General features: G+C 65.5%; 11 protein-coding genes. 3 read left to right on the forward strand and 8 right to left on the reverse strand.

Translation table 11 applies throughout. From position 1 onward, the window contains the following. Positions 1–12 precede the first annotated feature (12 nt). The 5 genes from KTJ78_RS10965 to KTJ78_RS10985 form a co-directional block, all read right to left on the reverse strand. A complete protein-coding gene (locus KTJ78_RS10965) occupies positions 13–741 on the reverse strand; it encodes a hypothetical protein (protein WP_217135688.1) in 729 nt (242 codons plus the stop codon). Beyond that, on the reverse strand, positions 738–2,735 hold the full coding sequence (locus KTJ78_RS10970) for an alpha/beta hydrolase (RefSeq protein WP_217135689.1): 1,998 nt from the start codon (positions 2,733–2,735) through the stop codon (positions 738–740). The genes KTJ78_RS10965 and KTJ78_RS10970 overlap by 4 nt, the downstream gene beginning before the upstream one ends. 176 nt (positions 2,736–2,911) lie before the next feature. Beyond that, complete coding sequence (locus KTJ78_RS10975) at positions 2,912–3,193, reverse strand: pyrophosphorylase (protein ID WP_217135692.1); 282 nt, start codon at positions 3,191–3,193, stop codon at positions 2,912–2,914. Between the two features lie 487 nt (positions 3,194–3,680). Further along, positions 3,681–5,510, reverse strand: coding sequence for a 2-succinyl-5-enolpyruvyl-6-hydroxy-3-cyclohexene-1-carboxylic-acid synthase (menD, locus tag KTJ78_RS10980; protein ID WP_217135693.1), 1,830 nt, complete (start codon positions 5,508–5,510; stop codon positions 3,681–3,683). Next, positions 5,507–5,962 (reverse strand): PLD nuclease N-terminal domain-containing protein, encoded by a 456-nt coding sequence (locus KTJ78_RS10985; RefSeq protein ID WP_217135695.1) that lies wholly within the window; start codon positions 5,960–5,962, stop codon positions 5,507–5,509. The genes menD and KTJ78_RS10985 overlap by 4 nt, the downstream gene beginning before the upstream one ends. Positions 5,963–6,036: 74 nt before the next feature. Here KTJ78_RS10985 and KTJ78_RS10990 point away from each other — a divergent pair, with 74 nt between their 5' ends. Beyond that, complete coding sequence (locus tag KTJ78_RS10990; protein WP_217135697.1) at positions 6,037–6,366, forward strand: DUF4229 domain-containing protein; 330 nt, start codon at positions 6,037–6,039, stop codon at positions 6,364–6,366. A gap of 76 nt (positions 6,367–6,442) precedes the next feature. On the opposite strand, the gene KTJ78_RS10995 is transcribed toward KTJ78_RS10990, so the two are convergent. The 3 genes from KTJ78_RS10995 to KTJ78_RS11005 are packed head-to-tail and all read right to left on the reverse strand — an operon-like array spanning position 6,443 to position 9,536. Next, a complete protein-coding gene (locus tag KTJ78_RS10995) occupies positions 6,443–7,396 on the reverse strand; it encodes a 1,4-dihydroxy-2-naphthoate polyprenyltransferase (RefSeq protein WP_369808075.1) in 954 nt (317 codons plus the stop codon). Further along, positions 7,393–8,619 carry an AMP-binding protein gene (locus tag KTJ78_RS11000; RefSeq protein WP_217135699.1) on the reverse strand — a complete coding sequence of 409 codons (1,227 nt, stop codon included), beginning with the start codon at positions 8,617–8,619 and terminating at the stop codon, positions 7,393–7,395. Before KTJ78_RS11000 ends, KTJ78_RS10995 begins: the two co-directional genes overlap by 4 nt. 8 nt (positions 8,620–8,627) lie before the next feature. Continuing rightward, positions 8,628–9,536, reverse strand: coding sequence for a 1,4-dihydroxy-2-naphthoyl-CoA synthase (locus KTJ78_RS11005; RefSeq protein WP_217135701.1), 909 nt, complete (start codon positions 9,534–9,536; stop codon positions 8,628–8,630). Positions 9,537–9,805: 269 nt separating this feature from the next. On the opposite strand from KTJ78_RS11005, the gene KTJ78_RS11010 reads away from it, so the two are divergent. Together KTJ78_RS11010 and KTJ78_RS11015 are read left to right on the forward strand one after the other, a co-directional pair. Then, on the forward strand, positions 9,806–12,481 hold the full coding sequence (locus KTJ78_RS11010; RefSeq protein ID WP_254259633.1) for an aminotransferase class I/II-fold pyridoxal phosphate-dependent enzyme: 2,676 nt from the start codon (positions 9,806–9,808) through the stop codon (positions 12,479–12,481). Between the two features lie 121 nt (positions 12,482–12,602). After that, positions 12,603–13,631: an o-succinylbenzoate synthase gene (locus KTJ78_RS11015; protein WP_217135713.1), complete on the forward strand. Its 1,029-nt coding sequence runs from the start codon at positions 12,603–12,605 to the stop codon at positions 13,629–13,631. Positions 13,632–13,697 lie beyond the last annotated feature (66 nt).

Below are 13,697 nucleotides of genomic sequence, written 5' to 3' on the forward strand. Positions count from 1 at the left end.
GCCCTCGCTTCCTTAGTCACCTTCGCTCTCTTCATTCTCGTTTTCTTCGTCATCGTCGAGAGGCGTGTACGCCCACCCGGGAAACGGGCGATACACGCCGGGCTTCATCGTGTAGTGCCCGTCTTCGTCTCGCTTGTCGAGGCCCCAGGGCGAACCGAGTGCATCTTCGGTTTCGAGACGGTCGTACATTTCGGCCATGAGATCACTCACGTCTCCCCAGTACACGGGCGAGAACGCGAGGAGTTCGAGCGCCTTGCCTTCGGCGTTACTGGAGACGGCGATGCGATAACCGTCGGGAGTGACGACCGCGAGCCGGGACCCGCCGTAAATGCGCTCTTCTGCGCCAGCCGGCCAGCCCCGCTCGTTCCACGAGGCTTCGAGGCGGCCGAGTTCGGGACGCTTTGAGACCTGCACGTCTTTCTTTCTCGCGATCATGAAGTAGTAGCTGTTGTCGTCTGAGTCGCCCACGAGGTCGCCGCCCCTCGCCTTACCCGGTAGCGGCATCGGCTCAGAGGTGAGCGTGGTGTACCACTCGCCATCGTCGAGCGTCGTCTGCACCTCGGCTACTAGCGTTTGAAACGCATCATAGTTTTTGCCCGCCCGCTCGTACTGTTCTTCAAGCGTCATCGCTACCATCGCTTTCTCGGTCACTCCCGCCGCGTCTTGTTGTTCGCCCCGTCCAGAGCAGGCAACAAGCATGAGCGCGAGCGCGAGGGCTACCGTTCGAATGAGCCACGTCATAGTGCTCCGTTCATAATGTCGAGCAACGAGGCAACCGTGCTTGACCCCGGGTGCAAGTAGCCCACCTCGTCGGTAGCTGTGGTGCCGTCGAGGGTATCGGCGAGGTACTGCGCCGGTTTACCGAGCGAGCCCTGCCAGTCGATGGGCTTCAGGAGATTGTGCATCGTCACCTGTTCTCCTTTCTTCGTCTTTTCAGAACTGAATACCTGAAAGCCGGGCAGCTCTCTCGGGTCTTGCCTCGGCACTGCCGCGTCGAGCAGACGTTTCGACTCATCGGTCACAGGCGGAGTGCCGTAGTCATACTGCAGCGCCGTTGAACGCACGCCGATCTGCGCAATGTTGTCTCGCTTCGCATGGGTCGCGTACCGTTCTGCCACGCGTAAATCACCGGGTTCGGTGCCGGGCTTCAGCCCCGCCGAGCCGATGGCGACATAAGCGCTCACCGGAACCGTCGCTTTCGTGAGCGCTTCTGCAGCAACGTTCGTACCATACGAGTGCCCCATCACCACGAGCCGGTCGACCGGCGCATCACGGCTCTCGGTGATTCCCTCGAGAAAGTCGACGAGCCTCACCGAGCCCGCATCAGCCCGCTGCTGCGATATCACGCCGCCAATGCCTGGCGACCGGTACCCGATCCAGGTCACAAACGCCATGTCTTCACCGTTCTGCTTCATCGAGTGAAAGGCCGGCAGCGCCTCGCCGATGCCCCGCACATTCGAGTTCATACCCGAAACGAACACCCCGACTTTCGGCGCAGTTGCAAGATCGCCCACCGCGATTGCTGCGGTCACGGCCCCGTCGTGCCGGCCAAGCCCAACGAGCATCACCGGCTCGCCACGACTCATCCGCTCGGCGTTCAACACTTCGTTCCTGAGCGCATCGAGGTCAGCCCGAAAATCCTTCAACGAGCGCTCGCCGGGCGCAAAGCCCATGCGCTCATACGCCCGCTGCAAGCGCTGTGTCTCGCTCTCGCCCGAGTGCACACTCCCGTCATCGGGCGGATCGAAGATATCGTCAAGCACCGCCCGTGCCGCAATATCGCGCACCTCAAGCGGAACGCCGTCGAGCCCAGCAAGTTCATGGGCATACTGCTCAATGAGCGCATCAGCCGCCTGTGGTGCCCGCGCCATCAGCGCCCGCCACGTCGTCGAGACCTGCGCAGGACGTCCTGCCCCAGTGAAGAGTAGCCGGGCAAGCATCTTCGGGCTTCCTCCAGCGACGGCAAGGCTCACGCTGTGCGTCGGGAGGGTACCTGCCCCGGCCTGCTCGAACGCCGTGGCGACTCGCTCGATCCACCGCGCATCGTCGTCGCTCTCTGAAAGGAGTCGACGAAAGCCGCTCTCAAACGTTGCGCCCTCGATGCGAGCCCACCCGCACCGTTGCACGAACCCGCGCCAGGCCTCGCTCAGCCGATCTGCTTCGTGCTCAAGGTCGCGATTCATGGCGCGCGCCCGGCCAGCAAAACCCCTCAACTGGGCGGGCCTCGCCGAGGTCGTTCCCCGGCTCTGCCCGCCGGGCACGAAACCGCGGGGCCTGGGCCTCGCCTGAAACCCCACGCGGATCGGCGCCGCCACCACCGCCCGCGAGTCAGGCCTTGCCCTCCAGAGCCTGCCCGTCCCGGCCCCCGTCGCCACGAGACGACCGCCCTCTGCTATGCCTGCGGCGTTCACAAGGTTGCCGTGTGCGTTGACGCCGGACTCGTATTTTTGCCACTCGGCGATGTCGTGCTGCCGCGTTCGTTCACGCACTGCCGCGGCAGCGGTGAGCGAGACGCTCTCAGCGAGCTCATCAAGGATCGAGGCAAGCCGCGCCCGATCTTCGGCTTCGATGCACACCACCTGCTCAAACCGCCGTGCATACCCACCGCGAAATGATTCGAGAGCACGGCTCGCACTGCGGTGACGTTCGGCGGCCTGCAGGCGCAATTGCTCTGCCGCCGACCTCGCCGCGAATTCAAGGCGTTGCGCCGCAAGATCGTCAAAGTGCACGGTCATGCGGCTGCGCTCTCTGCGATCGAGACTGCGGCGGCGGCGGATGCAGCTACTGCAGCCAAGGCAACGGCTGCTGCGGCCGAGGTAACGGCTGCTGCGATTTCTGCGGATGCGGATGCGGCCTCTGCGGCGCGAGGAGCGAGCGCGTGTGGTTGGTGAGCGGAGCGCTGCGCCCCCATTTAGGCGCCACCGCCCGCCGTAAAGATGTTCTGAGCAATCGCCTCAAGTTGCGTTCGCAAGCGCTCAAGTTCGTGCTTTACGTTATCGAGCGCGACCTTCGTCTCTGGCCATGTGATCGAGCGAAATTGCGAGGCAAGCGGACCGTCCCAAATGTTGGGGTCAGAGAGTGCTCTTCCCTGCGCGTCAAGGTGGCTGATTTGTTCGGTGAACCCACCGCTCACGATCGACTGAATCTGGCGAATGGCGACCCGGGCTTCTTCGGTTGAGAGAACGCGTGACATGACTGGTGACCTCCAAGGCTCGTAGCTCGGGACCACGGGGGTTCCGTAGCCCCCAGTTGAAGCGTATTGGGGGTAGCGATCCGCCTGCAATCGGGCTGCGCATGATCTGTGGATAACCCATTTTTGGGGTGCTGGGTTTGCCGTTCACAGGGTCAGTCGAGGATTTCATGCAGCAGCGGGACCCTTCGTGCGGCTGAAGGGGGCTTGGTACGGTGGCCGGTGTCTCTGTGCTGCGGTCGGGGCGCGTTTCCGGTGGATTTCGCATCTACTTGACGAAAAGCAGGGTTATTTCGCGATAACACCCTGCTTTTCGTCAAGTAGACGCCGCGAGAGCGCGAACAGTCCCGAAACCGGCCAGCAAGCTGCGGGAGCGGGAACCGGGAACGACAACGGGGGGCCAGGGGCCGAGAGCCCGGAGCCCGGAGCCCAGGCCCGAAGCCGGAACGAAACGGAAGCGCGCAACAACCACAGCCGTCGCGCCACACCCCTACCGCGCGAGCGCCACCTCGACGATGCCCGGGGTCTCGGCCTGCGCCGTCAGCACCTCTTCGAGCTCGCCCTGCGTCGTGACGAGCCGGTACGACCAGCCGTAGGCGGCGGCGAGCTGCGCGATGTCTATGCGCTGCGGCGTCAGCATGACCCGGTCGAAGGCCTCGGGGTCGCTCGTGGCGGCGACTTCGAGGGTGTCGAAGATCGTGCCGCCGCCGTCGTTGCCGACGATGAGCTGCATGCGCGGCGAGCCCTCGCGTTCGGGTGGCAGGGCGAGCGATCCGACGTCGTGAAAGAGGGCTAGGTCGCCGATGAGCACGCGGGTGATGCCGGCCCCGTCGCTGGCCTGGGCGATGCCCATGGCGGTCGCGATTGTTCCGTCGATTCCGGCGAGGCCACGGTTCGAGTGCACGCGAATGTTGCGGGGCGTGGCCATGCGGTTGAGCACGCGAATGAGGCGGGAGGCTGCGAGCACGAGGCGGTCGTGTGGCCAGGTGGCGCGCCAGACCATTTCGGTGAGGTGCTCACGGCTCACGGGCTCGCGCATGCGGGCCACCTCGGCGCGGGCGAAGGCGTTGCGTTCCTGGTAGCCGGTCGCGCGGGCGGCCTCGAGGTCGGTTTCGTGCACGGTCGTGTGTTCGTCGCGCAGTGATCGGTCGCGCACGATCCACTCACCAAGCCACGCTTTGGCCTCGGCGGGGTCGTACTTCTCAGAGACTCGGGCCGCGAAGGCGAACTGTTTCACGTTACGGCCTGGGTTGAAGCGTTCGATGCCGAGTGCGGGGCCGTCGGGCCCGGCGCCGTCGACGACGACGGTTCGGGCCGCGGCGACGACCCGCGCCACCTCGCGGGTGAGCCCCGGGTGGCCGAAGATGACGGCGACCTCGATGCGTGAGGCGAGCTCCTCGTCGTTCAGCAGCGCCTGCCAGTGCTGAATCGCCTCGCGCCCAAATCGGGCACCGCTCGAGGGTTCGGCTAGCAGCGGAACCCCCGCGGCGTGCGCGAATGCCTCGGCGTCGGCACCGGCGTCGGCACCGGCAATGACGATGGTGTTTGGCCGGGCCTTACCCGCACCGTGCACGTACACTTCAAGCTCGGTCGGTCGCTTGTGGTCGCAGTCGCCTGGCAGCTCACCGCACCATTCACACTCGACGTCGGCCCTTCGCTCGGCGAGTGTGGGGCGCTTCTCGACAACGCGAGCGGGGCCGCGTTCGCGGGCGCGTTCGAGCGCGCCTTCGAGCAGCCCCGAGGGCCCAGAGAGCGGATCGCGGAAGGCGATATTCAGGTGCGTTGGCCCGGCGCCATTCGGCGAGCGGATCGCGTTGACGAACGCCTCTGCGACGACCTCGGGAATTTCTGAACCCAGGTATTCGTCGAGGTCTTCGTCTTCTGCCGGCGGAACCTCAGCGTTGAAACGGCTGAAGTTGAAGGTATACATGTTGTCCCAAACCGTCTGGCTCGCGCGCACACCGTGCAGCTCTTCGGGCCGGTCAGCGGTGAGCAGCAGCATCGGAACCCTCGCGCTATGCCCCTCGAGCACGGCGGGCATGAGGTTTGCGACGGCTGATCCGCTGGTGACGATGACGGGCGCTGGCAGGCCGCTCTCGCGGGCGATGCCGAGCGCGAAGAATGCGGCCGAGCGCTCATCGATGCGCACGTGCAGGCGAGCCTCGCCGAGCGCTTCGGCTTCGGCGACCGCGAGCGCGAGGGCTTGCGAGCGCGAGCCCGGGCACACGACAAAGTCGCGCACGCCCTGCACGATGAGTTCGGCGACGATGGTCGTTGCGAGCTGCGATGAGAGGGTCGCGGCGGCCCCTGCGGCGCTCACCGCTCGGTGTCTTCGTCGGGCTTGTTGGTCTCGGCAGGGGCGTCCTTGCCCGCGTCGATCTCGGGGCCAGTTGAAGCGTCGGGCTTGCCATCACCGGCGGCGTCGGCAGCGCCCTCGCCACCGCCCGAGCCTTCGCCCGGAAACACTTCGTCGTCGAGCGCGCGCAGTTGCGATTCGAGGTCGGCGATGCGCTGGTCGACATGTTCGGTCGACAGCGCGCCATATCGCGGATCATCGTCGGGAGCCACCTGCTTGGCAGGCTCACGCCCGTCGCCCTTGCCCACCATGAGCCAGAGAATTCCGCCGATCACCGGCAGCACAACGCAGATCACGACCCATACAGGTTTCGGTACACCACGCGCCCGACGCGCTTCTGTCATAGAGGCATCAACGAGTGAATACAGCGTAAACGCAATCGCGAGTACCACTGCCAAAATGATGAACCGTGCCATGACCCTATGCTACCCCGATGCGAGGTTTCGGTTTCTGGCTTGCTCACAGCGATGCGTCGCTAACATGGGGAACGATGAGTACTCGTAAAGCCTGGTGGCTATATTCCACAATTCGTCTGGCCCTCTTCGCGGGTGTGTTTGCCCTCGTGTGGATGCTTGGCGCGCGCTGGTGGCTCGCCGCGGTTCTCGCCGCACTCATCTCAATGGCCATCTCGATCATCGTGCTTGACCCCGTGCGTCAGCGGGCAGCAGAGGGCCTGCAAGACTGGCGCGATCGTGATCGTACCGAAGACTCGGTGCTCGAAGACGAGATGGTTGACGAGGATCCGTCGCTGCTTGACCGCTCAGAGCCCGTCGAAAGCCATGAGGCCGAGGCGCCCGAGAACGACGAAGACCGGGCTTAGCCGGGGCTGATCCACCGCCGAAGTGCCGCTTCGACGAGCCGGGCGAGCCCCAGCTCGGCACCGCCCTCGCGAACGCTTAAAACCCGAAGCCGAGCCCCAGGCACACGCCGTAAGCGAGGCCGGAGTAACTCGTGAGCACGAGCACGAGAATGAGATCTTTTGCGGTCTTGCCGAGCCACATGATGAGCAAGGCAGGAATCACGAGCACGAGCACGAACCACGTGTAGACGAGGTTCGTGTGAAAGATTCCCCAGACGGCGGGAACGACGAAGGGCAACACGACGCACACGCTGTAGAAGATCTTGGCGCCTCGTTCACCGAGTCGCACCGCGAGGGTCTTCTTGCCCGCGAGGCGGTCGGTCGGAATATCGCGAATGTTGTTAGCCATGAGTACGGCAACCGCGAAGAGGCCAACGCCGATGCCCGCGACCCACGCTTCTTCGGTGAGCAGGTCGGTTTGCAACCACACGGTTCCGACGGTAGCGACGAGGCCGAAGAAGGTGAACACAAACACCTCGCCGAGGCCGGCGTAGCCGTACGGGCGCTTGCCGCCCGTGTAGAACCAGGCGGCGGCAATCGCAAGCACGCCAACGAGCAAGAACCACCAGCGCTCACTGAGCACCACCGCAACGGCCCCGGCGACTGCGGCGAGCGCGAAGAACACGAGCGCTGTCGTGAGCACATGCTTCGGGTTCACGAGCCCCGAGGCGGTGAGCCTCGAGGGGCCGACCCGAAACTCGTCGGTGCCGCGAATGCCGTCGGAGTAGTCGTTCGAGAAGTTCACGCCGATTTGTAGCATGACCGCAACGGCGAGCGCGAGCAGCGTGAGGGTCAGCGAGAACGCCTGCACCATGTGCGCGACACCGGCGCCCGCCGCGACCGGCGCGACCGCGAGTGGCAGGGTACGAATGCGAGCGCCACCGACCCAGTCACGCCAGGTGATCGCTGGCGAGATGCCCATCTCGACGCGTTGCTCTGCGACGGCACGCTTGGCCGGGTTTCCTGACCGACGCGGATCTTTTCGGCTCACTTCGTTTCCTTACTCTCAGCCCGTGGCACATCACTGCCCGTCGCGCCGTCGCGCTGAGGCTCTGTGAGCATCGCGGCGAGGCGCTGATAATCGTTTTTTCCGTTTGCGAGTCTCGGCAGCTCGTCGACGACAACGAGACGGCGGGGTACCGCGGCAGGGCCGAGTTCGGCCTTCACCGCGTCTGCGAGCGCCTCGAAACCATCGCGCAGTGTGTCGCCACCGCCGGCGTCTTTGCCCGCGCCGTCCTCAGCGTTGCGGCCAGGCGCCGCTACGATCGTCACCTGCGCGCCCCACGTGTCGTTGCGCTCTTCGAGCGCGGCGCTCTCGGCCCAGCCAGGCATCTCGTGCACGAGGGCCTCGACTCGGTCGAGCGAGACGTTCACGCCTCCCGAGATGAGCACGCGGTCGAGACGTCCGGTGACCTGCAGCATTCCGCCGAGCAGCGAACCTGCGTCGCCCGTGCGGTACCAGCGCACACCGTCTTCTTCAATGAACGTTTCGGCGGTGAGCCCGTCGTTATCGAGATAGCCGAGCGCGAGCGAGGGGCCCGAGAGCTGAATCTCGCCGCCCCGAATGCGCATCTCGGTCTCGCCGATCTCGACCCCGTCGTAGACGACGCCGCCGCCCGTCTCGGTCATGCCGTAGGTGCGCACAAGCTTCAGGCCGAGGCGGTGGGCCGCGGCTCGCATCTCGAGCGACACGGCCTGGCCGCCAACGAGCATGGCGTCGAAGCGCTGCAGCACGCGAAGCGCCGCCTCGTCGCGCTCGGCGAGCTCGATCACGGCGCGCAGCTGCACCGGCACGAGCGAGACGTAACGCCTCTCGGCCTCGAGCTGCGATGCGAGCCGCACGAGCTTCTCGGGGCTGAACTTACCGCTCACCACGAGTGGATCGGTGCCGGCAAGAATCGACCGCGTGAGCATCTGCACGCCCGCGATGAGGTGGGTGGGCAGGGCAATGATCCACTGCCCCGGCCCACCGAGAATCGCGTTGGTCGCCTCGGCGCTCGCCCGAATCGACTCGGCCGAGTGGGCGACGAACTTGGGCGATCCGCTCGAGCCAGAGGTGTGTATGACGAGCGCGCAACCCTCAGGAACGTGCTCGGGCGAAGGCGTCTCGTCGCTCGCAGTGGGCTGCACAGCCGGGCCGCCTGCGAGTGCCTCGGCGAGCGAGGCCATGAGCCAGAGGTGGTCGTGCGCGGGAATGCGGCGCAGTTCACTCATCACGGCCCCTAGAAGTGGTACGGGAAGGGCGACCAGTCGGGATCGCGCTTTTCGAGGAACGAGTCGCGGCCTTCAACGGCCTCGTCGGTGCCATAGGCGAGGCGCGTGGCCTCACCGGCGAAGAGCTGCTGCCCCACGAGCCCGTCGTCAACCGCGTTGAAGGCGTACTTGAGCATGCGAATGGCGGTGGGTGACTTGCCAAGAATCTCGCGCGCCCACTCGATGCCGGTCGTTTCGAGCTCGGCGTGCGGCACAACCGCGTTCACGGCGCCCATCTCGTAGGCGCGCTGCGCCGAGTACTCGCGGGCGAGGAAGAAGATCTCGCGGGCATTCTTCTGGCCGATCTGCTTCGCGAAGTAGGCACTGCCGTAGCCCGCGTCGAACGAGCCAACATCGGCGTCGGTCTGCTTGAACTTCGCGTGCTCCTCTGACGCGATCGAGAGATCGCACACGACATTGAGCGAGTGCCCGCCGCCCGCCGCCCAGCCTGGAACGAGGGCGATCACGACCTTGGGCATGAAGCGAATGAGGCGCTGCACCTCGAGAATGTGCAGCCGACCCGAACGAGCCTGGTCGATATCGCTCGCCTGCTCAGAGTCAGAGTAGCGGTAGCCGTCACGGCCCCGAATGCGCTGATCGCCACCCGAGCAAAACGCCCAGCCGCCGTCTTTAGGGCTCGGGCCGTTACCGGTGAGCAGCACCACGCCGATGCGCGGGTTGACGCGAGCACGCTCGAGCGCGTCGTACAGTTCGTCGACCGTGTGGGGTCGAAACGCGTTGCGCACCTCGGGCCGGTTAAAAGCGATACGCGCGATGCGTGAATCGAGCGAAACGTGCGAGGTGATGTCGGTATACCGCTCGGCCCCCTCGGCCAGCTGCCATACCGATGCGTCAAAGAGTTCAGATACGACCGTCATACCCTTCACTCTACCCGTCACAGCGCGTCATATTGTTGGCACGATGCGCACCGTATACGGGTTCGGGCACAGAATGTCGCTAAACTTTGCTACAACTTATGCGGTGCCGCATCGGTCGCGCCAGTGGCGCTTCTCACTTCCAACGCTGGAAAGGTTTTCTAGGCATGTTAGACGATCAAACCAACCTCGTACGTTCAATCGGACACTCAAGCGAGGGCGTGATCACCGTGCCAACAGACGAAGAGCAGTGGCTCGGCCCCTACTCAGGAATGCCCTCGAGCCCCTGGCGGGCAAGAAGCGATGCGTGGGAGTACACGCGATACTTCGTGAAACTGCTCGCGCTGGGCGGTGCCGACGTGAGCGACCAGACCACCATCACCGAGCTGTTTCGCTCGCTCCGCGCCCTCGAGACCATCGAGTTCTACTGGGCGGGCATCGGCCAGCGCCAGGTGCGCGAGATTCGCGAGCAGATCGAGCAGGGCCAGTTCTCGCTCGCCCTCGACCACGTGCGCAGCGCGATGCAGGGCATGAAGGGCTACATCAACAGCGACTTCGAAGACCACGACCTCCCACCGCTCGCCGAAGAAGATGCGCCCCAGCATGGCGACCCCTCGCGCAAGAAGTTCGAGGTGCTCGTCATCGACCAGATGTCTGAGAACGACAAAGAGATCTACGAGCAAGAGGTGCGAGCACTTCGCACCCCGGGCGACGCGTTCATTTACGACGTCGTTATCGTGCCCTCGGCCGAAGACGCCGTGGCGGCCGTGCTCACGAACCCCAACATTCTCGCGGTCATCATGCGCCCCGGCTTCAGCGACCACACGAAGCAGCCGCTCAGCCGCGACTTGAAAGAGACGATCGAGTACGTCCAGTCGCAGGTGAGCGATGATCCGCTCGCACAAAGCAGCGACCTCGGCTCGGTGCAGCGCGTGCTCACCCTCGCAAACACGCTAAAGCGCGTGCGCCCTGAGCTCGACCTGTACCTCGTTGCCGGCGCGCACATCGAAGACCTCGCAGGCCAGCTCACCCGCCGCTTTCGCCGCGTCTTCCGCCGCGAAGACCAGCTCGAGCTGCACCTCTCACTGCTGCGCCGCATCGCGCACCTCTACGACACCCCCTTCTTCAACGCGATTCAGGAGCACGCACGCCGCCCGGCAGGCGTGTTCCACGCGCTGCCGATTTCTCGAGGCGGATCAGTCGTCGACTCAAAGTGGATCACCGACCTGGTCGACTTCTACGGCCTGAACCTCCTACTCGCCGAGACAAGCGCAACCTCGGGTGGCCTTGATTCGCTGCTCTCGCCCGTCGGCGCCATTAAGAAGGCCCAGGCCCTCGCCGCGCGCGCCTTCGGGGCGAAGCGCACCTACTTCGTCACGAACGGCACCTCGACCGCCAACAAGATCGTGCACCAGGCGCTCGTTGCGCCTGGCGACGTCGTGCTTGTCGACCGCAACTGCCACAAGTCGCACCACCACGCGCTCATGCTCTCTGGCGCGCAGGTCTCGTACCTCGACGCCTACCCGCTCAACGATTTCGCGTTCTACGGAGCCGTGCCGCTCGACCGCATCAAGCAGATTCTGCTTGACTACCGCGCGCAGGGCCGTCTCGACCAGGTCAAGATGATCACGCTCACAAACTGCACGTTCGACGGCATCGTCTATGACCCCATTCGCGTGATGCAGGAGTGCCTCGCGATCAAGCCTGACCTCGTGTTTCTGTGGGACGAGGCCTGGTTCGCGTTCGCAGCTTTTCACCCGGTCACGCGCCGCCGCACCGCCATGGCGGCTGCACAGCACCTTGAGGGTCACCTCAAAGACCCGGCATACGCCGAGCGGTACGAAGAGCAGCGCTCGCGCCTGTTCGACACGAATGGCGAGCCGCTGAGCGACGAGGTGTGGATGAACGAACGGCTCATTCCTTCACCCGATGCCCGAGTGCGCGTATACGCGACCCACTCGACGCACAAGACGCTCACGGCGCTGCGCCAGGGCTCGATGGTGCACGTCTACGATCAGGACTTCGTGCGTCTGAGCGAGGCCGCGTTCAACGAGGCATATATGACACACACCTCGACCTCGCCCAACTATCAGATTCTCGCGTCGCTCGACCTCGGCCGCCGCCAGGTTGAGCTCGAAGGCTTCGAGCTCGTACAGCGCCAGCTCGATCTCGCGACAAGCCTCTCGCAGGCCATCACCCGCAACCCCGTGCTGCGCAACACCTTCAAAGTGCTCACCGCCTACGACCTCATTCCCGGTGAATACCGCGGATCGCAGCGCCCGCTGCCCCACAGCGACAGTCTTGCCGACATGTGGGAGGCGTGGGACACCGAAGAGTTCGTCGTCGACCCGAGCCGCATCACCATCGAGATTAGCCGCACGGGCGTCGACGGTGACACGTTCAAGCACACGCACCTCATGGACCGCTACGGTATTCAGGTCAACAAAACGAGCCGCAACACGGTGCTCTTCATGACGAACATCGGCACCACCCGTTCAGGCGTCGCCTACCTCATCGAGGTACTGCTCAAGCTCGCCGATCTCTTCGCCGAGGAGCAGCTCGAGAACGGCCACGGCGTTGCGGCCGACGAGGAGATCCCGCCGCTGCCCGACTTCAGCGCCTTCGCGCCCGAGTACCGCGGTGCCGGCGACCTGCCCGACGGCGACCTGCGCACCGCCTTCTTCAAGGGCCAGGACAACCGCCAGGTCCAGTACCGTAAGGGCCCCGAGCTGCTCGCCGAAATCGAAGCTGGCCGCTCGCCCGTCTCGGCCGGCTTCGTCACCCCCTACCCACCCGGGTTCCCGGTGCTCGTTCCCGGCCAGATCATCACGCGCGACGTGCTCGAGTTTATGAGCGCGCTCGACACCCGTGAGATTCACGGCTACGACGCCACGCGCGGCTACCGCGTGATCGTGGGCACGGAGGCGCTGCCGGGCGCAGACGTGTAGGGTGCGCTGGCGGGCGCTCTTAGCCCGGGGACTGCTTGCGCGGTCTGAGGCTTGGGCGATCCGCCCGACTCGGGGTGCCGGCCGAAAGCGGCCCGGCACCCCGAAGTTCTAGACTGGTCGCATGATCGCCGAACGCCCCGAGACTCAGCCCCTGCCCCGCCCCTCGTTCGACGAAGTTCGGGAGCGGGTGCGCGTCGTCTCGATCCCGACGCGCACGCGCTTTCGCGGGGTGACCGAGCGCGAGGCGCTCATCATCGAGGGGCCCGAGCGGTTCAGCGAGTTCTCGCCGTTTCCCGAGTACGCCGACCCCGAGGCAGCAACTTGGCTCGCGGCCGCGCTCGAGTACGGCTGGTCGGCCGGGTTGCCGGTGGCGCTGCGTGAACGGGTCGAGGTGAACGCGACGATTCCCGCGATCGATCCCGATGCCGTGGCCCCGCTTCTCGCGTCGTTCGACGGCTGCACGACCGTCAAGGTCAAGGTCGCCGAGCGCGGCCAGAACCTCGCCGACGACGTGGCCCGTGTGCGCCGAGTGCGAGAGCTCATGGGCCCCGAGGCGCGCGTGCGCATCGACGCGAATGCCGGCTGGTGCTACGACGAGGCCATCACCGCCCTACGCGCGCTCGCACCCTTCGACCTCGACTACGCAGAGCAGCCCTGCGCCCAGGTCGCTGACCTTGCCCGGCTGCGCGAGGCGCTCTCTGCAGGCCCCACGCCTCACGTGCGCATCGCGGCTGACGAGAGTGTGCGCAAGGCTGACGATCCGCTGGCTGTTGCGAGGGCCGGGGCCGCCGATCTGCTCGTTGTCAAAGCGCAGCCGCTCGGCGGAATCACCCGCGCCCGCGAGATCATTCTCGAGGCCGGCCTGCCGGTCGTCGTGTCGAGTGCGCTTGACACCTCCATCGGAATCTCCATGGGCGCCCACCTCGCAGCCTCCCTGCCCGACGGCGTGCTCGATGGCCCGTGCGGACTCGCGACCGTCTCGCTGCTCGCGGGCGACGTCGTGCGTGAGTCACTCGTTCCCTCCGGCGGATCGATCTCCATTCACACCCCCGTCGTTGAAGCCGAGCTCGTCGACCGCTTCGCTGCGTCGACCGAGCGCGAAGCCTGGTGGATCGCCCGGCTCGAACGCTGCCACGCGTTGCTCGGGTGAAAACGAGCACCGAGCCCGGCTCACGCTACAAGCCTCACAGCCTCGCATCGTCGCGCGCTCTCGCCT

This window comes from Leucobacter chinensis (assembly GCF_019049105.1).
GTDB lineage: Bacteria > Actinomycetota > Actinomycetes > Actinomycetales > Microbacteriaceae > Leucobacter_A > Leucobacter_A chinensis.

Excerpts from the sequence above, each read along its gene's own strand:
- KTJ78_RS11010 (WP_254259633.1), top strand. The coding sequence starts at position 9,806 with ATGCCCTCGAGCCCCTGGCGGGCAAGAAGCGATGCGTGGGAGTACACG.
- KTJ78_RS10970 (WP_217135689.1), bottom strand. The coding sequence starts at position 2,735 with ATGACCGTGCACTTTGACGATCTTGCGGCGCAACGCCTTGAATTCGCG.
- KTJ78_RS11015 (WP_217135713.1), top strand. The coding sequence starts at position 12,603 with ATGATCGCCGAACGCCCCGAGACTCAGCCCCTGCCCCGCCCCTCGTTC.
- KTJ78_RS10990 (WP_217135697.1), top strand. The coding sequence starts at position 6,037 with ATGAGTACTCGTAAAGCCTGGTGGCTATATTCCACAATTCGTCTGGCC.
- KTJ78_RS11005 (WP_217135701.1), bottom strand. The coding sequence starts at position 9,536 with ATGACGGTCGTATCTGAACTCTTTGACGCATCGGTATGGCAGCTGGCC.
- KTJ78_RS10975 (WP_217135692.1), bottom strand. The coding sequence starts at position 3,193 with ATGTCACGCGTTCTCTCAACCGAAGAAGCCCGGGTCGCCATTCGCCAG.
- KTJ78_RS10985 (WP_217135695.1), bottom strand. The coding sequence starts at position 5,962 with ATGGCACGGTTCATCATTTTGGCAGTGGTACTCGCGATTGCGTTTACG.
- KTJ78_RS11000 (WP_217135699.1), bottom strand. The coding sequence starts at position 8,619 with ATGAGTGAACTGCGCCGCATTCCCGCGCACGACCACCTCTGGCTCATG.
- KTJ78_RS10965 (WP_217135688.1), bottom strand. The coding sequence starts at position 741 with ATGACGTGGCTCATTCGAACGGTAGCCCTCGCGCTCGCGCTCATGCTT.